General features: G+C 65.6%; 19 protein-coding genes and 1 other RNA gene. 12 read left to right on the plus strand and 8 right to left on the minus strand.

The annotated features are described in order from the left end of the window. Window positions 1-64: 64 nt before the first annotated feature. From AABA86_RS04400 to dapE, 5 genes are all read left to right on the plus strand, one after another. Entirely contained in the window at window positions 65-1,051 is a 987-nt protein-coding gene (locus AABA86_RS04400) for a DUF1036 domain-containing protein (RefSeq protein WP_338306148.1), read from the plus strand. 206 nt (window positions 1,052-1,257) lie between these two features. Then, a complete protein-coding gene (locus tag AABA86_RS04405) occupies window positions 1,258-1,950 on the plus strand; it encodes a pyrimidine 5'-nucleotidase (RefSeq protein ID WP_212246166.1) in 693 nt (230 codons plus the stop codon). Window positions 1,951-2,212: 262 nt separating this feature from the next. Then, window positions 2,213-3,058, plus strand: a complete 846-nt coding sequence (gene dapD, locus AABA86_RS04410; RefSeq protein ID WP_212246168.1) for a 2,3,4,5-tetrahydropyridine-2,6-dicarboxylate N-succinyltransferase — start codon at window positions 2,213-2,215, stop codon at window positions 3,056-3,058. Window positions 3,059-3,327: 269 nt separating this feature from the next. Then, complete coding sequence (locus AABA86_RS04415) at window positions 3,328-3,978, plus strand: DUF805 domain-containing protein (RefSeq protein WP_338305864.1); 651 nt, start codon at window positions 3,328-3,330, stop codon at window positions 3,976-3,978. Beyond that, window positions 3,975-5,141, plus strand: coding sequence for a succinyl-diaminopimelate desuccinylase (gene dapE / locus AABA86_RS04420; RefSeq protein WP_338305865.1), 1,167 nt, complete (start codon window positions 3,975-3,977; stop codon window positions 5,139-5,141). Before AABA86_RS04415 ends, dapE begins: the two co-directional genes overlap by 4 nt. 174 nt (window positions 5,142-5,315) lie before the next feature. Here the strand turns inward: dapE and truA are convergent, their stop codons facing one another. The 3 genes from truA to def all read right to left on the minus strand — a co-directional run bounded on the left by truA (window position 5,316) and on the right by def (window position 7,729). Next, entirely contained in the window at window positions 5,316-6,053 is a 738-nt protein-coding gene (gene truA / locus AABA86_RS04425) for a tRNA pseudouridine(38-40) synthase TruA (RefSeq protein WP_338305866.1), read from the minus strand. A gap of 6 nt (window positions 6,054-6,059) precedes the next feature. After that, window positions 6,060-6,995, minus strand: coding sequence for a methionyl-tRNA formyltransferase (fmt, locus tag AABA86_RS04430; RefSeq protein WP_338305867.1), 936 nt, complete (start codon window positions 6,993-6,995; stop codon window positions 6,060-6,062). Window positions 6,996-7,201: 206 nt separating this feature from the next. Beyond that, window positions 7,202-7,729 carry a peptide deformylase gene (gene def / locus AABA86_RS04435; protein ID WP_338305868.1) on the minus strand — a complete coding sequence of 176 codons (528 nt, stop codon included), beginning with the start codon at window positions 7,727-7,729 and terminating at the stop codon, window positions 7,202-7,204. 170 nt (window positions 7,730-7,899) lie between these two features. Here def and AABA86_RS04440 point away from each other — a divergent pair, with 170 nt between their 5' ends. Together AABA86_RS04440 and AABA86_RS04445 are read left to right on the plus strand one after the other, a co-directional pair. Then, the gene (locus AABA86_RS04440) at window positions 7,900-9,099 is read left to right on the plus strand and encodes a DNA recombination protein RmuC (protein ID WP_338305869.1); all 1,200 of its coding nucleotides are present in this window, start codon (window positions 7,900-7,902) and stop codon (window positions 9,097-9,099) included. Window positions 9,100-9,291: 192 nt separating this feature from the next. Beyond that, complete coding sequence (locus AABA86_RS04445; RefSeq protein WP_338305870.1) at window positions 9,292-10,656, plus strand: AmpG family muropeptide MFS transporter; 1,365 nt, start codon at window positions 9,292-9,294, stop codon at window positions 10,654-10,656. A 119-nt stretch (window positions 10,657-10,775) separates the two neighbouring features. Here AABA86_RS04445 and AABA86_RS04450 read toward each other — a convergent pair whose 3' ends face one another. The 5 genes from AABA86_RS04450 to ffs form a co-directional block, all read right to left on the minus strand. Next, window positions 10,776-11,213 (minus strand): hypothetical protein, encoded by a 438-nt coding sequence (locus AABA86_RS04450; RefSeq protein ID WP_212246186.1) that lies wholly within the window; start codon window positions 11,211-11,213, stop codon window positions 10,776-10,778. A gap of 27 nt (window positions 11,214-11,240) precedes the next feature. Further along, complete coding sequence (recR, locus tag AABA86_RS04455) at window positions 11,241-11,843, minus strand: recombination mediator RecR (RefSeq protein WP_338305871.1); 603 nt, start codon at window positions 11,841-11,843, stop codon at window positions 11,241-11,243. 1 nt (window position 11,844) lies between these two features. Further along, on the minus strand, window positions 11,845-12,165 hold the full coding sequence (locus AABA86_RS04460) for a YbaB/EbfC family nucleoid-associated protein (protein WP_212246194.1): 321 nt from the start codon (window positions 12,163-12,165) through the stop codon (window positions 11,845-11,847). A 28-nt stretch (window positions 12,166-12,193) separates the two neighbouring features. Continuing rightward, window positions 12,194-14,014, minus strand: a complete 1,821-nt coding sequence (locus AABA86_RS04465; protein ID WP_338305872.1) for a DNA polymerase III subunit gamma/tau — start codon at window positions 14,012-14,014, stop codon at window positions 12,194-12,196. Between the two features lie 95 nt (window positions 14,015-14,109). Next, window positions 14,110-14,206, minus strand: an RNA gene (gene ffs / locus AABA86_RS04470) — signal recognition particle sRNA small type. A gap of 183 nt (window positions 14,207-14,389) precedes the next feature. Between ffs and AABA86_RS04475 the strand changes: the two genes are divergently transcribed. The 5 genes from AABA86_RS04475 to AABA86_RS04495 all read left to right on the plus strand — a co-directional run. Next, the gene (locus tag AABA86_RS04475; protein WP_338305874.1) at window positions 14,390-15,232 is read left to right on the plus strand and encodes a transporter substrate-binding domain-containing protein; all 843 of its coding nucleotides are present in this window, start codon (window positions 14,390-14,392) and stop codon (window positions 15,230-15,232) included. A 214-nt stretch (window positions 15,233-15,446) separates the two neighbouring features. Next, window positions 15,447-16,109, plus strand: coding sequence for an amino acid ABC transporter permease (locus AABA86_RS04480; protein WP_338305875.1), 663 nt, complete (start codon window positions 15,447-15,449; stop codon window positions 16,107-16,109). Beyond that, the gene (locus tag AABA86_RS04485) at window positions 16,106-16,912 is read left to right on the plus strand and encodes an amino acid ABC transporter ATP-binding protein (protein ID WP_338305876.1); all 807 of its coding nucleotides are present in this window, start codon (window positions 16,106-16,108) and stop codon (window positions 16,910-16,912) included. The genes AABA86_RS04480 and AABA86_RS04485 overlap by 4 nt, the downstream gene beginning before the upstream one ends. Then, a complete protein-coding gene (locus AABA86_RS04490; protein ID WP_338305877.1) occupies window positions 16,912-17,667 on the plus strand; it encodes an SDR family NAD(P)-dependent oxidoreductase in 756 nt (251 codons plus the stop codon). Before AABA86_RS04485 ends, AABA86_RS04490 begins: the two co-directional genes overlap by 1 nt. Beyond that, on the plus strand, window positions 17,664-18,688 hold a 1,025-nt coding region (locus AABA86_RS04495; protein ID WP_338305878.1), incomplete at its 3' end, for an enolase C-terminal domain-like protein. The genes AABA86_RS04490 and AABA86_RS04495, both read left to right, overlap by 4 nt.

Consider the following 18,688-nt stretch of genomic DNA (forward strand, 5'->3'; position numbering starts at 1 on the left):
GCACAAGGCCGGGCATGACGGATCGAGAGCGAAGCACCGCCGCTCACCCCTCGCCCGTTTCCTGATGGCGCTGCCGGCCGCAGCCGTCTCGTTCGTGTTCTCCTCGGTGCCGGCCTTCGCCGATCTGAAGATCTGCAACCGCATGTCCTATGTCGTCGAGGCCGCGATCGGCATCGACGACAAGGCGGCGACCGCGACGCGGGGCTGGTTCAGGGTCGATCCCGCCACCTGCCGTGTGGTGGTGCAGGGCACGCTGACCGCCGACCGCATCCTGCTCAACGCCCGCGCGCTCGGCGTCTATGGCGCCTCCCCGATTCCGCAGAACGGCAGCGACATGCTGTGCGTGGCGCAGGACAATTTCGTCATCGCGGCGGCCCGGCAATGCCGCAGCGGCCAGACCCAGGCCGCCTTTACGCAAGTGACGCCGGCACAAGGCGCCGACGGCAACCTCATTGCCTATCTCGCCGAGGATTCCGAATATGACGACGAGCAGGCCCGCCTCGCCGGCATCCAGCGGCTTTTGGTGATCGCGGGCTACGACGCCGCGCCGATCGACGGCGTCGACGGGCCGAAGACGCAGGCAGCCCTGGCCGCGTTCCTGAAGAGCCGCGGCTTGTCGTCGGACATCGTGGGCTCGCAAAACTTCTTCAAGACCATGGTCGATGCGGTGCAGACGCCGTCCGCGACCGGGCTCACCTGGTGCAACGACACGCAGCACAAGGTGATGGCGGCAATCGCGACCGACGACGGCAAGTCCGTGACCAGCCGCGGCTGGTATCGCATCGATCCCAAGACGTGCCTGCATCCCGACGTGACCGGCCAGCCGAAGCAGATCTTCAGCTTCGCGGAAGCCGTCGACGCCGACAACCGCGTCGTCAAGCTGAAGGACCGGCCGCTGAACTGGGGCGGCGACAGGCAGCTCTGCACCCGCGAGACCAAGTTCGAAACCGTCGAGCAGACCGATTGCGGCGCGCGCGGATTCGCGGCCACCGGCTTTGCCGCCGTGGACATGTCGAGCGGCGGCAAGACGCTGCGCTTTGCGGTGCCGTGATTGATCGTGATGTCGCAACACTTAACGCTGTCGTCCCTGCGAAAGCAGGGACCCATAACCTCAGGATTGGCTGTGGGGCGAGATGCTGGCTGTCAGTCTTCGTCAAACTAATCCCTGTGGCTATGGGTCCCGGATCTGCGCTTCGCTTGTCCGGGACGACAGCGGAGAGTTGGGCGGCGCTTGCGTTCAATGGATAGAGATTTGATATGACATCCCCCCGCACCTTTGCCCATGTCGACACCTGGGTGTTCGACCTCGACAACACGCTGTATCCGCATCACGTCAATCTGTGGCAGCAGGTCGATGTGCGGATCACCGAGTTCGTGTCGAGCTGGCTGCAGGTGACGCCGGCGGAAGCGCGAAAACTCCAGAAGGATTATTACCTGCGCTTCGGCACCACGATGCGCGGCATGATGACCCTGCATGGCGTTTCCGCCGACGATTATCTCGCCTATGTCCACAAGATCGACCATTCGCCGCTGGAGCCGAACCCTGCGCTCGGCGCAGCCATCGCAAGACTGCCGGGGCGCAAGCTGATCCTGACCAATGGCTCGGTCGACCATGTCGATGCCGTGCTGGAGCGGCTCGGCTTGGCCACGCATTTCGACGGCGTGTTCGACATCATCGCCGCCGAATTCGAGCCGAAGCCGGCGGCGCAGACGTATCAGAAATTCCTCGCCGACCATGCGGTCGATCCGGCCAAAGCCGCGATGTTCGAAGACCTCGCCCGCAACCTCACCGTCCCGCACCAGCTCGGCATGACCACCGTGCTGGTGGTGCCTGACGGAACGAAGGAGGTGGTGCGGGAAGATTGGGAACTGGAGGGCCGGGACGCCGCCCATGTCGACCATGTCACGGATGATCTGACGGGGTTTTTGGCGGGGCTCTCGCCCCTATAACCGCCGTCGTCCCGGGCAAGCGTAAGCGCCGACCCGGGACCCATAGCCACAGGATTTGGTTGTCGCGCCGGATTGGTAACTCCGAATCTTCGTCAAACCACTCCTGTGGCTATGGGTCCCGGGTCGGCGCTCCGCTTCGCTGCGCTTGTCCGGGACGACAGCGGAGTATGGACGACGGCGGAGTATGCCTTGACTCCGCCCCCTCAAATCCCGAAAAAGCGGCCCAATCCGTCAAAATTCCCGCATCGAAGAGGAAACCCTAATGTCCCTCCAAGCCCTCGAATCCACCATCAACAGCGCCTTCGACGCGCGTGACGGTATCTCGACCTCGACCAAGGGCGAGGTGCGCGAGGCCGTGGATCATGCGCTGGAGATCCTGGACAAGGGCGAGGCGCGCGTCGCCGAGCGCGGCGGCGACGGCAAGTGGAAGGTCAACCAGTGGCTGAAGAAGGCCGTGCTGCTGTCGTTCCGCCTCAACGACATGGGCGCCATTCCCGGCGGTCCCGGCAAGGCGACCTGGTGGGACAAGGTGCCCTCGAAGTTCGACGGCTGGGGCGAGAACCGTTTTCGCGACGCCGGCTTCCGCGCGGTCCCCGGCTCCATCGTGCGGCGCTCGGCCTTCATCGCCCGCAACGTCGTGCTGATGCCCTCCTTCGTCAATCTCGGCGCCTATGTCGACGAGAGCACCATGATCGACACCTGGTCCACCGTCGGCTCCTGCGCGCAGATCGGCAAGCGCGTGCACATCTCCGGCGGCGTCGGCATCGGCGGCGTGCTCGAGCCGCTGCAGGCCGAGCCCGTGATCGTCGAGGACGATTGCTTCATCGGCGCGCGCTCCGAGGTCGCCGAGGGCGTGATCGTGCGCAAGGGCGCGGTGCTGGCGATGGGCGTGTTCCTGGGCGCCTCCACCAAGATCGTCGACCGCGAGACCGGCGAGGTCTTCATCGGCGAAGTGCCCGAATATTCGGTCGTGGTGCCCGGCGCCCTGCCCGGCAAGCCGATGAAGAACGGCCAGATCGGCCCGAGCACCGCCTGCGCCGTCATCGTCAAGCGCGTCGACGAGCGTACGCGCTCCAAGACCAGCATCAACGAGCTGCTGCGGGATTGATCGGGGCGACGTACCCAACTTTATCCCCGTCACCCTGAGGTGGCCGCTCCTTCAGCGGCCCTCGAAGGGCGACGGCCCGGCTATCGGCGGCATCGCTGGCCGCTCATCCTTCGAAGCTCACCATGGGACGCGTCGCGTCCCATGGTGAGCACCTCTAGCGACAGCGGCTTCGCCGCTGCGCGGGGATGACGGGTTTAGCACCCTATCGAACCCACCCTCCCTCCATCGCGACCAATTTCCGGGTGGCACTCCCGCCCGGAGCCCCTCGCATGGACTGGACCCGGTATCTCTTCCGCTTCGACGGCCGCCTCAACCGCGGCCTGCTGTGGCAGGCGCTGCTGATCGTCGCGCTGCTGGCGGCGTTGCTGGGCGTGATCGGTCAGGTAATCCACCTCCTCAACGTCGACGGATCGTTGAAGCTATCCATCAAGCTCGATTTCGACTTCGGCCTCGACGACCTCTTCAAGCTGGTCGATCCCCGGCCCTATCGGTCGCTGGCCTCCTTTGACCGCACGGATCTGATCCTTAAGTCGTCCGGCCTTTCGCTGTTCTCATGGATTTTCCTGGCGACGGCCATCAAGCGGCTGCACGATCGCGACAGGAGCGGCTGGTGGATCGTTCTGTTCTTCTTCGTGCCCGGGCTGTTCAGCCAGTTCTCGGACCTGCTGCCCGACGCCAATTGGGTGCTTCCCTTCAGCCTCGCCGCGTCCGCCCTGTGGCTGTGGGGCCTCGTCGAGCTGTTCATCGTGCCCGGCACTGCGGGCCACAACCGCTTCGGCCCCGATCCGCTCGCCGACTTCGACGACGGCTCCGCATCCGCCGCTCCCCCTGCGAAAAGCTGGGACCAGAGCCGCGAGATCGAAATTGTCCCGCCGCGCGCTAGCCCACCCGGCGGCATGCATGTTAAGCGGGGCACATGACCGATGCCCTCTCCATTGCCCGCGATCTGATCCGCTGCCCCTCGGTAACCCCGGCCGATGCCGGTGCGCTCGGGGTGCTCGAAAAAGCCCTCAACGCCGCCGGCTTCACTTGCCACCGCGTGACGTTCAGCGAGGAAGGCACCGCCGACGTCGACAATCTCTACGCGCGGATCGGCAGCGAGGGGCCGCACATCACCTTTGCCGGCCATACCGACGTGGTACCGCCCGGTGACGAGAGCGCCTGGAGCGTCGGCGCGTTCTCCGGAGAGGTGAAGGACGGCGTCCTGCACGGCCGCGGCGCGGTCGACATGAAGGGCGGCATCGCCTGCTCGGTGGCCGCGGTGCTGGAGCATCTCGCCGCCAACGACGGCCAGCCGCGCAGCGACGGAAAGGGCTCGATCTCGTTCCTGATCACCGGCGACGAGGAAGACGTCTCCATCAACGGCACCATCAAGCTGTTGAAATGGGCCGCCGAGCGCGGCGAGAAGTTCGACCATTGCGTGCTGGGCGAGCCCTCCAATGTCGAGACCCTCGGCGACACCATCAAGGTCGGCCGCCGCGGCTCGCAATCCGGCACGCTTTATGTCGACGGCGTGCAGGGCCATGTCGCCTATCCGCATCGGGCCTCCAATCCGGTGCCTGACATCTCCAGGCTGATCGTGGCGATCTCCGACGAGCCGCTCGACCATGGCAGCGCGCAATTCCAGGCCTCCAATCTCGAATTCACCTCGGTCGACGTCGGCAACAAGGCGAGCAACGTCATCCCCGGCGAGGCCCGCGCAAAATTCAACATCCGCTACAACGACAACCACACCCAAGCGAGCCTGCGCGAGCTGGTCGAGACGCGGCTGACAAAAGCCTGCGGCAACCGCATCAAGGCCCGCATCGTCTGGGAGCCCTCGAACTCCAACGTGTTCGTGACCAAGCCGGGTCCGTTCACCGATCTCGCGGTCTCCGCGATCGAGGAGGTGACGGGCCGCAAGCCCGAGCTGTCGACGAGCGGTGGCACGTCGGATGCGCGGTTCATTTCCAGCTACTGCCCGGTGATCGAGTTCGGCCTGGTCGGCCAGACCATGCACCAGGTCGACGAGCGGGTGCCGGTGAAGGATCTGGAGAAGCTGACGCAGGTGTATCGCGGGATTTTGACGCGGTATTTCGGGTAGGTGCGGCCGCCCCCCACAAACACAGCTGTCATCGCCCGACTTGATCGGGCGATCCAGTATTCCAGAGACGGCAGTGATTGAGCCGAGGGGCCGCGGCGTACTGGATGCCCCGGTCAAGCCGGGGCATGACAGCGATGGGTGCGGCCAGAGCACGCGCTCTCAGCAGCCCGCCCCTCAATAATCTACCTTCATCAGATATAGCCCGTCCGGCGGCGCGACGATGCCGCAGGCCGCGCGGTTGCGGGCTTGCAGTGCTGCGGAGAGATCGTCGGCGGTCCAGCGGCCCTCGCCGACCCAGACCAGCGATCCCACCATCGAGCGCACCTGGCTGTGCAGGAACGAGCGCGCCGAGGTGACAATCATGATCTCGCGGCCACAGCGCTCCACGTCGAGCTGATCGAGCGTCTTCTCCGGCGACTTGGCCTGGCACTCGGTGTCGCGAAAGGTCGTGAAATCGTGCTTGCCGAGCAGACGCTGCGCCGCCGCATGCATCGCATCGGCATCGAGCCGGCGCGGCACGCGCCAGGCATGACCGATGTCGAGCGCGAGATTGGCGCGGGTGTTGATCACGCGGTAGCGATAATGGCGCTTGACGGCCGAGAAGCGCGCCTCGAACGTGTCGGGCACGATCTCGGCCTCGAGCACCGCGATCGGATGCGGACGCAGATGCGCGTTAAGCCCGTCCCGAAAGCGGCCCGGTGGAAACTGCTTGTCGATGTCGACATGCGCGACCTGGCCACGCGCATGCACACCGGCATCGGTGCGGCCGGCGCCGTGCACGCGCAAATCCGCGCCGGTCATCGCCTTCACGGCCGCCTCAAGCGCGCCCTGCACCGAGGGCAGCGTGTCCTGCACCTGCCAGCCGAAGAACGGCGCGCCGTCATATTCGATGGTGAGCTTGTAGCGGGGCATCGCTGATTAGTTGAACCTCGCTCCCGCCTTCAGCGGCACACCGCGCAAAAAGTCCGCGGCCTGCATCCGGCCCTTACCCTCGCGCTGCAGCTCGATGATTCGGATGGCGCCGTCGCCGCAGGCGATGGTGAGCTTGTCATCGAGCACTTCGCCCGGCGCGCCCTCTCCTTTCGCCAACTCACACCGCAGGATCTTGACGCGCGCGTTCTCGCTGACGCCGGCAAGCTCGGCCCATGCGCCTGGGAATGGCGACAGGCCGTGGATGTGACGCAGCACGGCGCGCGCCGGCTTGGTCCAGTCGATGCGCGCCTCGGCCTTGTCGATCTTGGCGGCATAGGTGACGCCGTCCTCGCTCTGCTTCTTGAGCTGGAGGCCATCGCGGGCGAGCGCGGCCATCGCGCGCACCATCAGGTCGGCACCGAGACGGGAGAGCCGATCGTGCAGGTCCAGCGCAGTCATGTTGTCGGTGATGGCCAGCCGCTCGGCCATGGCGACGTCGCCGGTGTCGAGGCCGACATCCATCTTCATCACCATCACGCCGCTCTCGGCATCATCAGCCATGATCGCACGGTTGATGGGCGCCGCGCCGCGCCAGCGCGGCAACAGCGAGGCGTGCAGATTGTAGCAGCCGAGCTTTGGCGCATCGAGGATCGCCTGCGGCAGGATCATGCCGTAAGCAACGACGACGGCCGCATCGGCATCGAACGCGCTGAACTCGTCGAGCGCCTCTTGCGTCTTCAACGTCTTCGGCGTCAGCACGGGAATGCCGAGTTTTCGCGCGGCCTCTTCCACCGGCGTCGGCTGCAATTGCAGGCCGCGCCGCCCGCCCGGCTTCGGCGCGCGGGTGTAGACCGCCGCGATCTCGTGGCCATGCGCGACGAGCTCGAGCAGCGTCGGCACGGAGAAATCGGGCGTGCCCATGAAGATCAGGCGAAGGGGCATGACAAGAACTCGGCATGTTCCCTCCCCCCTTGCGGGGGAGGGCTAGGGAGAGGGGTGCCACACGACGCGCTCTGTCGGTTTGAGCGCGAGCGCCTTGTTGCTTGCGCTCCGCAAATCAGGAGCACCTTTTGCTGGGCTACCCCTCTCCCCCGCCCTCCCCCGCAAGGGGGGAGGGAGCGCACCGAGGATGGGGCAGCTCCGATGATTCACTCGCCCGCGCGCTTGGCGGCTTTCTCGAACTTTTTCATCACGCGGTCGCGCTTGAGCTTCGACAGATAGTCGACGAACAGCACGCCGTTGAGATGGTCGATCTCGTGCTGGATGCAGGTGGCATAGAGGCCTTCGGCATCCTCCTCGTGCACCTTGCCGTCGAGATCGGTGAAGCGCACGCGCACCTTCGCGGGGCGCTCGACCTCCTCGTAATATTCGGGGATCGAGAGGCAGCCTTCCTCGTAGACCGAGAGCTCCTCGGACGAGGCGATGATCTCGGGGTTGATGAAGACGCGCGGAAGCGGCGTGGTCTCGCCGTTCTCGTCGCGCTTGGCGAGGTCCATGGTGATCAGCCGCAGCGGCTGCGCGACCTGGATCGCGGCGAGGCCAATGCCGGGCGCGTCGTACATGGTCTCGAACATGTCGTCGGCAAGCTTGCGGATCTCGGCCGTGACCTTCTCGATCGGCTTGGAGACCAGACGCAGCTGCCTGTCGGGCAGGATGATGATTTCTCTGAGGGCCATGGCCGCGATTTAAGCCGCGCGCCGGACGCGGTCAATCCGGCCAGGAACCCCGTTAACCCCTCGCTAACCATAAAACTTCAGGTTTCGTTAACCATAAAAATTAGGGGGCTATTAACCATAACCGTTCCCTCTTCGTTCGCTAAGGTCGGCGAATCGCGCTAGAAGGGCCCATGAACGAGATCATTTTCATGTTGGGCGACTGTCCGGTGCGCACGATCGATGCGCTGATCGGCTTCGGCGCCCTTGTCCTCATCCTCCTGGTGGCGATTGCGGTCGTGATCGCCCGCTCGGGCCGGCGCGGCGCGGAACTCGCGATGGCGCACGCCATCCGGGCCGACGAGCTCGAGGAGCGCCTCAGCCAGGTCCTGCACGCCCAGAGCGAAGCTGCCGGCCGAGCCGACGCCATGACCCAGGCGCTGGCGGGACGTCAGGCCGAAATGGCGCGCGCGGTCAACGAGCGGCTGGATTCGGTCACCCATCGCGTCGGCCAGTCGATGGAGCATTCGACCCGCAACACCATGGAGAGCCTGCGCGCGCTGCACGAGCGGCTCGGCATCATCGACAGCGCCCACAAGAACCTCACCGATCTCACCACCCAGGTGACGACGCTCCGCGACGTGCTCGCCAACAAGCAGTCCCGCGGCGCCTTCGGCCAGGCGCGGATGGAGGCGATCGTCCAGGACGGCTTGCCGAAGGGCGCGTACGAGTTCCAGTTCACGCTCTCGACCGGCAAGCGGCCCGACTGCGTTGTGTTCCTGCCCGACCAGCGCCCGCTCTGCATCGACGCGAAATTCCCGCTGGAAGCGATGACGGCGCTGCACGACGCCCGCACCGACGAGGAGAAGCGCGTTGCCACGCAGCGGCTGCGCGGCGACGTGATGAAGCATGTCAGCGACATCGCGGAAAAATATCTCGTCACCGGCGAGACCCAGGAGATGGCACTGATGTTCGTGCCGTCGGAATCGGTCTATGCGGAAATCCACGACGGTTTCGACGACGTGATCCAGAAGGCCTACCGCGCCCGCGTGGTGCTGGTGTCGCCCTCGCTGCTGATGCTGGCGATCCAGGTGATGCAGCAGATCATGAAGGACGCGCGCATGCGCGACGCCGCCGACCTGATTCAGACCGAAGTGATCAAGCTCGGCGACGATCTGGGACGTCTCAGGGATCGCGTGGTCAAATTGCAGAAGCATTTTTCCGATGCGAACGAGGACGTCCGCCAGATCCTGATTTCCGCCGACAAGATCGAAAAGCGCGCAGGAAGGATCGAGGAGCTGGATTTCAGCAAGGCGGACGCGCCGGCCGAGGGACCGCGGCTGGTCGCAGGCGCGGGCGAGCTGTTTCCGCGGAAGCTCCAGGCGGGGGAGTGAGATTAGGGCACACTTTCATGCCCCGCGAAGGCGGGGCATCCAGTACGCTGCGGCGGTTATGATTGAATCGAGATGCTGGTGATTACTGGGTCGTCCGCCTTCGCGGACGATGACACCGTGAGGGGGTGAGAGCTTTCGCCCTCGCTAACGCGGATGAGAGTCTTTTCCCCCAGAATCTGCTAACACCGCCCCATGACCGCTCCCGACGCGACCTCCCCCGCCGCGACCTCCGTCCCTGCGCCCTCCTGGCGCGACAGCCTTGCCGTGTACCTGCAGCCGCGGGTGCTGATCGTGCTGTTCCTGGGCTTCTCCTCCGGGCTGCCGCTGGCGCTGTCAGGCTCCACGCTGCTGGTGTGGATGCGCGAGGCCGGGGTCGATCTCAAGACCATCGGGCTGTTCGCGCTGGTCGGCACGCCCTACACGCTGAAATTTTTGTGGGCGCCGCTGGTGGATGCGCTGCATGTGCCGCTGTTCACGCGCGTCTTCGGGCGGCGGCGCGGATGGCTGCTGTTCTCGCAATTGCTGCTGATCGTCGCGATCCTGCTGCTGGCGATGACCGACCCCGCGCGCTCGCCATTCTACGTCGCGCTCGGCGCGCTGCTGGTGGCGACGACGTCGTCGACACAGGACATCGTGGTCGATGCCTTCCGCGTCGAGAGCCTGCCGGAGAGCGAGCAGGCCGCCGGCATGGCGGCTTACGTCGCGGCTTATCGCATCGGCATGCTGGTCTCGACCGCGGGCGCGCTGTTCATCGTCTCGGGCTTCGAGAGCACCGGCATCACCCGCACCTCGGCATGGATGTGGGGCTATGTGGTGATGGCGTCGATGGTGCTGATCGGCACGATTACCGCGCTGGCCGCGACCGAGCCGGCGCAATCCGCACAGGCAGAAGCTGCAACACAAACCGAGACCGCCTTTGCGCGCGTGTTGAGCGCGGCGATCGGCGCGTTCTCCGAGTTCCTGTCGCGCAAGGACGCACTCGCCGCGCTCGCCTTCGTGGTGCTGTTCAAGTTCACCGACGCGTTCTCGGGCACGATGACGGCGCCGTTCGTGATCGACCTCGGCTTCACCCGCAACGACTATGCGGCGATCGTGAAGGGCGTCGGGCTCGCCGCCACGCTGATCGGCGGGTTTGCCGGTGGTTTCGTCGCGCGGCGTTATTCGCTCGCGACCAGCCTCTGGATCGGCGGCGTGGTGCAGGCGCTGGCCAATTTGTCCTTTGCCTGGCTCGCGGTGGTCGGCACCAATCAATGGGCGCTGGCGCTCGCCATCTGCGCCGAGAACTTCACCAGCGCCATCGGCACCGTGATCTTCGTGGCCTACCTCTCGGCGCTCTGTCAGAACCCGCTGCACACGGCGACGCAATATGCGCTGCTCACCGCGCTCGCGGCGGTGGGGCGAACATATCTGTCGTCGAGCGCGGGCTATGTCGCGGACACCACGGGCTGGCCGCTGTTCTTCGTGATCTGCGTGCTGGTGGCCATTCCGAGCCTGGTGCTATTGACGTGGCTGCAGAAGCGCGGGCATTTCGAGGCGCTGGGGCCGGTGAGGGTGTGATGGTCTCGTAGGGTGGGCAAAGGCGCACTTGCGCCGTGCCCACCATCGTTCCAAGCATTCGGCAGAGGCGGTGGACACGCTTCGCTTTGCCCACCCTACGGCATCTCGATCTGATCCCCCTACTGCTTCTTGATCAGGCTCCACTTCGTGATCACGGCTTCGCTCATCTGGCCGGGATCGCTGGCGCAGGCGACTTCGTCGACCTTGACCGAGATTTCCTTGCCGACGAACGTCTTCAGCTGCGCGGCCTGCGCATCGCCGCTCGGAACGAGCTGGAAGGTCTCGGGCCCGGTCTCGAGATTGCACAGCCCGTTCGGCGGCGGCAGGCGGCGCGGCTCGGAGGTGATCTGGTAGGTCGCAACCCGCTTGCCGGCATTCTTGACGTCACGCACTTTCAGGGCGTTCAACTCGCCGGACAGCACCTCGCCGGCGTTGATCGGCTTGCCGGGCTTGGACGGCGGCGGCGCCCCGTCGTCCTGCTGCGCGGAGATGGCCGGGCTTGCCAGCAGCAGCATCGTCGCGACCAAAGCCAGGCGTGTGGCGAAAAGTTTCGTCATGTCGTCCGTTCCGTAAAGTCTGGATGGCTAGAACAGGGTACGCTGCCGCATCGCGGCCGATAGCGTACCTTCGTCGAGATAATCAAGCTCGCCACCGACCGGCACACCATGGGCCAGCCGGGTTACTTTTACGTTGGCGTCCTGAAGCAGGTCGGTGATGTAGTGTGCCGTGGTCTGGCCGTCCACGGTGGCATTCAGCGCCAGGATGATTTCCTGCACCTGCGCATCATGCGCGCGCGCCACCAGCGCGTCGATGGTCAGATCCTGCGGGCCGACGCCGTCGAGCGGCGACAATGTCGCGCCCAGCACGTGATAGCGCCCCTGGGTCGCATTGGCGCGCTCCAGCGCCCAGAGATCGGCGACGTCGGCGACGACGACGATGATGGCGTCATCGCGCTTCGGATCAGTGCAGACGGTGCAGGGATTTTGCGTATCGATGTTGCCGCAGGTCTTGCAGACCTGGACCTTGTCCAGCGCGACCCGCATGGCCGAAGCCAGCGGCATCATCAGCGCTTCGCGCTTCTTGATCAGATGCAGCGCCGCGCGCCGCGCCGAGCGCGGACCGAGGCCCGGCAGCCGCGCGAGAAGCTGCACCAGCCGCTCGATTTCAGGACCTGCAACCGCGCCCATATTACTGGCCGAACAACCCCGGCGGCAGGCCGAGCCCGCCGGTCAGCGACTGCATCTTCTCCTGCATCGCGGCCTCGGCCTTGCGGCGGGCATCACCGAGCGCGGTGACGAGCAGGTCTTCGAGCACTTCGCGCTCTTCCGGCTTCATCAGCGAGGGATCGATCTTGATGCCCTTGACGTCCATCTTCGCGGTCATGCGCACGGCGACGAGGCCACCGCCGGAAATGCCCTCGACTTCCACGTTGGCGAGCTGCTCCTGCATCTCCTGCATCTTGGATTGCAGCTGCGCCGCCTGCTTCATCATGCCGAGAAAATCAGCCATCGGTGCTCGTCCTTGGAAAAAGATGGGCTCAGAGATCGTCGCCGTCGGAACCGTCGGGCGGATCGTCACTGCCATAGTCAGCGTTTATATTGGCTTCCGGCGTCTCGGGGGCAAGCCTGCGGACCTCGACAACCTTGGCGCCGGGGAAACGCGACAGCACCTCCCGCACGCGCGGATCGGCCTCCGCGGTACGGGCATGCTCCTGCTTCGCCGCCTGGTTCACCGAGCGCAGCGTCGGCTGGCCCTGCTCGTTGGAGACGATCACCGTCCAGCGCCGGCCGGTCCACAGCTCGAATTTCTTCGCGAGCTCGGAGATCATGGTCTTGGAGGCGTTCGGCTCGAGCGCGACCTCCAGCCGGCCCTCCTCGAAACGGACGAGGCGCATGTCGCCCTCGAGCGCGCTCTTGGTCATGATGTCGCGCTTCTGCCCGGCGAGCGCGACGAGCTGGGTGAAGCTCGTGACGCGCAGCTGGGGCACCGCCCCTTGCGCATCCGGCGCGGGCGCCGCCATCTGCGGCCGCGCGCCGCCACCGCCGAACGAAGGCGGCGACGAGGTCGGCATGCGAACAGGCGCTGCGGAGGCCGTCGGCGCGGCCGGCGCGCTGCGTGCAGCACCGCCGCCGCTCACGACCGGCGAGCTGCCGCCGTTCTGCTCCAGCATCCTGATCGCTTCGTCCGGCGTCGGCAGGTCCGCGACATAAGCGATGCGCACCAGCACCATCTCGGCAGCGGCGGCAGGGCGCGTTGCGGCCTGCACCTCGGTGATGCCCTTGAGCAGCATCTGCCACATCCGCGACAGCACGCGCATCGAGATCTTTGACGCGAAATCCTTCGCCCGCACGCGCTCGGTCTCGCCATAGGCGACGTTGTCGGCGGTCGCCGGCACGATCTTCACGCGGGTGACGAAATTGACGAATTCGGCGAGGTCCGAGAGCACGACGATCGGATCGGCGCCGACGTCGTACTGGTCGCGGAACTCCTTGAACGCGGCTGCGATGTCGCCGCGCGCCAGCGAATCGAAGAGATCGATGACGCGGGTGCGATCGGCGAGCCCCAGCATCTGCCTGACCGCGTCGGCCTTCACGGTGCCGGCCGCGTGCGCGATCGCCTGGTCGAGCAGCGACAGCGAATCACGCACCGAGCCTTCGGCAGCGCGTGCGATGATGCCGAGCGCCTCCGGCTCGATCTCGACGTTTTCCTTGGCGGCGATATTGGCGAGGTGCTTCATCAGCACGTCGGCCTCGACGCGGCGCAGGTCAAAGCGCTGGCAGCGCGACAGCACGGTGACCGGAACCTTGCGGATCTCGGTCGTCGCGAACACGAACTTGGCGTGCTCCGGCGGTTCCTCCAGCGTCTTCAGGAAGGCGTTGAACGCCGCCGTCGACAGCATGTGGACTTCGTCGATGATGTAGACCTTGTAGCGCGCGCTGGCCGGCGCGTAGCGCACGCTGTCATTGATCTGGCGGACGTCGTCAACGCCTGTGTGCGAGGCCGCGTCCATCTCCAGCACATCCATGTGCCGGCTTTCCATGATCGCCTGGCAATGCACGCCCAGGGTCGGCATGTGGATGGTCGGACCCTTTACCGAACCATCAGGCATCTCGTAGTTGAGTGCACGGGCCAGAATGCGCGCGGTGGTGGTCTTGCCGACGCCGCGGACGCCGGTGAGGATCCAGGCCTGCGGAATGCGCCCGGTCTCGAACGCATTGGAGACGGTGCGGACCACCGCTTCCTGGCCGATCAGATCGTCGAAACTGGAGGGACGGTATTTGCGCGCCAGCACCCGGTACGGCGCATTGCCGGCCTGGCCGGCGCTGTCGGGGTTGGAAGGGGCGCCAGCGTCGGTCATCGGTCGATCCGCAATGAAATGTCTCTTGGCCGGCTTTTGCGGAAAGGAGCGCGCTGGCGGCTGATGCCGCCGGCGCTGGTTCGCTCGAAAAACAGGTAGGAGACTGACGAGCGACCCGATCCGGACCTCGTTAGGGCTGCTTCCTTCCGGACCTGACCCGGTTGGCGAGTGGCTCGTCCACCGCCAATCTCCCGGTCCCTATTTGGGGCCAAAAGGGGCGGAAAGCAAGCGGCTATCGCCCCTGATCGACGGCGCCTGCCCAGCATCCGGGCAATTCCCGATCTGCCCAGCCGATAGGCTGTGCTTTCACTGAAAGTCCAGCCTTGGTATGAACCTGCCGGAACCTTATCCCAACCAGAAAAGCGATTGATCCCAATGGTTACACGTCGTGATGTTGCATCGATTGTCGGACTTGGTGCGATGACCGCGGCCGCGCTGGCTTCGCCGGCCGTGGCCCAGACCGCCGATAACGAATCGACCTTCGCCCGCATCCGCCGCACCAAGAAGATGCGGATCGGCGCAGTCGGCGGCGGCGCGCCCTATTACATGAAGGATCTCTCCAGCGGTCAGTGGAAGGGCTTCTACGTCGACATCGCCAAAGCGCTCGCCGACGACATGGAGGCCGAGCTCGAGATCACCGAGACCACCTGGGGCAATTCGGTGCTCGACCTGCAGGCCAACAAGATCGACATCTTCTTCGGCCTCAACCCGACCCCGAAGCGCGCGCTGGTGGTCGACTTCTCGGTGCCCGTGTTCAACAACGCCTTCGCCATTCTCTGCAAGAAGGACTTCAAGCCGAAGAGCTGGGCCGAGCTGAACTCGCCCGACATCAAGATCGCGGTCGACCAGGGCTCCTCGCACGATCAGGTCGTCAGCCGCCTGACGCCGAAGGCGCAGATCTCGCGGCTCAAGACCGCCGACGATGCCACCGCCGCGCTGCAGACCGGCCGCGTCGACGCGCAGTGCCTGATCACCATGCTGTCGCTGACCGTGCTGAAGAAGAACCCCTCGCTCGGCCAGCTCGTGTTGCCGACACCGATCTTCGCAACGACGTCGAATGCCGGCTTCCGCCGCGAGACCGACAAGACCTGGCGCGATTACGTCAACACCTGGATCGACTTCAACAAGGGCCTCGGCTTCATCCGCAACGCGATCATCACCAACATGGAGCTGGTGGGCGTGACCGAGGCGGACATTCCGCCAGGCGTTTCGCTGTAAGGTGATTGAGCGTTGCCGCATCGGCATTCTCGCTGCGCTCCCTCTCCCGCCTGTGGGAGAGGCTTGGGGTGAGGGTGTCTCCTCTGGGGAGACTCCCCGAGAGGAGAGACCCCTCACCCGGCGCTTCGCGCCGACCTCTCCCGCAAGCGGGAGAGGTGCACCGAGCACGCGGCTCGAGCTTTCCAAGTCATCCCGCGACTGAGGTCCGGAAAAAATGTATCAGTGGGACTTCGGCATCCTCTGGAGCTATCGCTGGCTCTTTCTCAACGGGCTCGGCGTCACCGTCGGCTTCACCGTGGTCATCGTCGTATGCGGGCTGCTGTTCGGCCTGTTCGGGGCGTTCGGCACCCTGTCGCGGTTCAAGGCGCTACGCCTTCTCGCGCTCACCTTCATCGAAGCGTTTCGCTGCACGCCGATCCTGGTGCAGCTGATCTGGTTCTACTACGCGCTGCCGATCCTCGCAGGCGTCGAGATGACGCCGATCACGGCCTCGGCGCTGGCGCTCTCGCTCTATGGCGGCTCGTTCTATTCGGAGATCATCCGCGGCGGCATCATCTCGATCGACCGCGGCCAGTCGGAAGCCGGCGCAGCGCTCGGCATGACACCGGGCCAGAGCATGCGACGCATCGTGCTGCCGCAGGCGATCAAGCGCATGATCCCGGCGCTGATGAACCAGTCGATCATCCAGTTCAAGAACACCTCGCTGGTCTCGGTGCTGGCGGTGCCCGACCTCGTCTATCAGAGCCAGGTCGCCGCCCATGACAGCTACCGGCCGCTGGAAACCTACACCGCCGTCGCGGTCGCCTATGCGGCGATCCTGATTCCCCTGACCATCCTCGTCCGCCGCGGCGAGAAGCGACTGGCGGTCAGCGAATGAGCGAGACGCCAAAAGATATTTGCAAAATCGAGATCCGCAGCCTTCGCAAGAGCTTCGGCAGCAACGAGGTCCTGAAGAACATCAATCTCGACGTCGCCAAGGGCGGCGTCGTGGCGCTGATCGGGCCATCAGGCTCGGGCAAATCGACACTGCTCCGCTGCATCAATCTCCTTGTCGTGCCCGATGGCGGCAGCGTCCGCGTCGGCGACACGCGCTTTGCGTTCGGCGACGGCGCGAAGCTGCCCGACGTGAAGACGCTGGCAAAATTCCGCGCCACCACTGGCATGGTGTTCCAGCATTTCAACCTGTTCCCGCACATGACGACGCTGCAAAACGTCATGGAGGGCCCTGTCACGGTGCGGCGCATGGCTAAGGCGGACGCCGAGACGCTCGCGCGGGCGCAGCTCGCCAAGGTGGGGCTTGCGGAGAAGGCAGACCAATATCCGGCGACGCTGTCCGGCGGCCAGAAGCAGCGCGTCGCCATCGCACGCGCGCTCGCGATGGAGCCTGACGTGATGCTGTTCGACGAGGCCACCTCCGCACTCGATCCCGAACTCGTCGGCGAGGTGCTGAGCGTGATCCAGCAACTGGCCTCCGAGGGCATGACCATGGTGATCGTGACGCATGAGATCGCCTTTGCCCGCGAGGTCGCCGACCGCCTCATCTTCATGCGCGACGGTGTCGTGGTCGAGGAAGGGCCGGCGCGGCAAGTGATCGACAACCCAAGGGAAGCCGCCACGCGCGCCTTCCTCAGCCATTTCCACCGCACCGGCGCGCTGCCGCCGGCCAACGCAGCACCGTGATGCCTGATATCAACCGCGCCTATCTCGTCACCGGTGCCGCCAGCGGCATCGGCCGTGCCACTGCGAAGCTGCTCGCCGCGCCGGGCGTCGGGCTGCTGCTCCATACGCGCGCGAACGCCGAGGGGCTCGACGTCACCGCAGCGGATGCCGAAGCGAAGGGCGCTGTCGTCTCAAAATGCCTGGGCGACCTCGCTGAGGAGGCCGCCGCCACCGATGCGATCGCCGCCGCGCAAGCCGCCTTCGGCCAGCTCGACGGATTGATCCTGGTCGGCGGTCATGCTCGCCGCGGCAGTGCGATCGGCACACCGGCGGATCAGTTCCGACAGGCGATGGACGAGTCCGCGCTGGCCTTCACACGGCTGGTCGCTGCCGCGCTTCCGCTGCTTCGCGCAGGGCAAGATGCACGGATCGTCGCCGTGTCCTCCTTCGTCGCGCATACGATCCGGCCGGAATTCGCGCCGTTCGCGGCGACGGCCGCGAGTCGCTCCGCGCTGGAAGCGCTGGTGCGGCTCACCGCGATCGAGCTTGCCAAGGATGGCATCACCGTCAACGCGGTGTCGCCGGGCCTCATCATCAAGGACAAGCCGAGCGAGAGCCGGCTGTCGCCCGAGCAGATCGCCGCGACCGAAGCGCTGATCCCGATGCGCCGCCGCGGGCGGCCGGAGGAGGTCGCCGAAATCATCGCCTTCCTGGCGTCACCGAAGGCGTCCTACGTCACCGGCCAGGTCTGGCACGTCAATGGAGGCCTGACATGAGCGAAGCAACCGTCGAACGTCTCAGGCTGTTCCTGATCGAAAGCCCGATCAAGATGGCGCGCCTGCAGGGCGTCGGTAACGTCAAGGGCACGGTGAAGCGCGTGCTGATCGAGCTCACGTCCAGCGACGGCATGATCGGCTGGGGCGAGGCCGCGCCGTGGGAGGTGTTCACGGGAACGCCGGAGGCCGCGTTCGCCGCGCTCGACATCTATCTGCGTCCCATCGTGCTCGGTAAACCGGTGCGTCGTATTCGCGCGCTGATGGCCGAGCTCGATCGCGCGCTGGTCGGCCATGCCGAAGCAAAAGTCGCCATCGAGATGGCGCTGCTCGACATCGTCGGCAAATCGTCCGGGCTGTCGGTCGCCGACCTGCTCGGCGGCCGCGTGCGCGACACGATTCCCCTCTCCTTCTCGATCGCCGATCCGGATTTCGCCGCCGATCTCGAGCGCATGCGGAAAATGGTTCCGGACGGCAATGTCATCTACAAGGTCAAGACCGGCGTGAAGCCGCATCGCGAGGACCTCGAGCATCTCGCGGCGATCCGGAAGGAATTCGGCGACAAGGTCGATCTGCGCGTCGACTACAACCAGGCGCTGGCGCCGTTCGGCGCCATCAAGATCTTGCGCGATGTCGAAGAGTTTGCGCCGACCTTCATCGAGCAGCCGGTGCCGCGCAAATATCTCGACGTGATGGCCCAGCTCACCGCCGCACTGGAAACGCCCGTGCTCGCGGATGAGAGCTGCTTCGACCGCCGCGACATGATGGAGGTGGTGCGCCGCGAGGCCGCCGATGCCGTTTCGATCAAGCTGATGAAGGCCGGCGGCCTGTTCGAGGCGCAGGCGATCATGGCCATCGCCGACATCGCCGGCCTGCCCGGTTATGGCGGCACGCTGTGGGAAGGCGGCATTGGGCTAGCCGCCGGCACGCAGCTGATCGCGGCGACGCCCGGCATCTCGCTCGGCTGCGAATTCTACATGCCGCACCACGTGCTGACCGAGGACGTGCTGGAAGAGCGCGTCGC

The organism is Bradyrhizobium sp. TM233 (assembly GCF_036247965.1).
Lineage (GTDB): Bacteria > Pseudomonadota > Alphaproteobacteria > Rhizobiales > Xanthobacteraceae > Bradyrhizobium > Bradyrhizobium ottawaense.

Coding starts and splice junctions, on each gene's coding strand:
- AABA86_RS04465 (WP_338305872.1), bottom strand. CDS start 14,014: ATGACCGACGCTGGCGCCCCTTCCAACCCCGACAGCGCCGGCCAGGCC.
- AABA86_RS04405 (WP_212246166.1), top strand. CDS start 1,258: ATGACATCCCCCCGCACCTTTGCCCATGTCGACACCTGGGTGTTCGAC.
- AABA86_RS04490 (WP_338305877.1), top strand. CDS start 16,912: ATGCCTGATATCAACCGCGCCTATCTCGTCACCGGTGCCGCCAGCGGC.
- recR (WP_338305871.1), bottom strand. CDS start 11,843: ATGGGCGCGGTTGCAGGTCCTGAAATCGAGCGGCTGGTGCAGCTTCTC.
- dapE (WP_338305865.1), top strand. CDS start 3,975: ATGACCGATGCCCTCTCCATTGCCCGCGATCTGATCCGCTGCCCCTCG.
- AABA86_RS04415 (WP_338305864.1), top strand. CDS start 3,328: ATGGACTGGACCCGGTATCTCTTCCGCTTCGACGGCCGCCTCAACCGC.
- AABA86_RS04475 (WP_338305874.1), top strand. CDS start 14,390: ATGGTTACACGTCGTGATGTTGCATCGATTGTCGGACTTGGTGCGATG.
- AABA86_RS04450 (WP_212246186.1), bottom strand. CDS start 11,213: ATGACGAAACTTTTCGCCACACGCCTGGCTTTGGTCGCGACGATGCTG.
- AABA86_RS04445 (WP_338305870.1), top strand. CDS start 9,292: ATGACCGCTCCCGACGCGACCTCCCCCGCCGCGACCTCCGTCCCTGCG.
- AABA86_RS04440 (WP_338305869.1), top strand. CDS start 7,900: ATGAACGAGATCATTTTCATGTTGGGCGACTGTCCGGTGCGCACGATC.
- def (WP_338305868.1), bottom strand. CDS start 7,729: ATGGCCCTCAGAGAAATCATCATCCTGCCCGACAGGCAGCTGCGTCTG.
- truA (WP_338305866.1), bottom strand. CDS start 6,053: ATGCCCCGCTACAAGCTCACCATCGAATATGACGGCGCGCCGTTCTTC.
- AABA86_RS04485 (WP_338305876.1), top strand. CDS start 16,106: ATGAGCGAGACGCCAAAAGATATTTGCAAAATCGAGATCCGCAGCCTT.
- AABA86_RS04480 (WP_338305875.1), top strand. CDS start 15,447: ATGTATCAGTGGGACTTCGGCATCCTCTGGAGCTATCGCTGGCTCTTT.
- AABA86_RS04400 (WP_338306148.1), top strand. CDS start 65: ATGGCGCTGCCGGCCGCAGCCGTCTCGTTCGTGTTCTCCTCGGTGCCG.
- dapD (WP_212246168.1), top strand. CDS start 2,213: ATGTCCCTCCAAGCCCTCGAATCCACCATCAACAGCGCCTTCGACGCG.
- AABA86_RS04460 (WP_212246194.1), bottom strand. CDS start 12,165: ATGGCTGATTTTCTCGGCATGATGAAGCAGGCGGCGCAGCTGCAATCC.
- fmt (WP_338305867.1), bottom strand. CDS start 6,995: ATGCCCCTTCGCCTGATCTTCATGGGCACGCCCGATTTCTCCGTGCCG.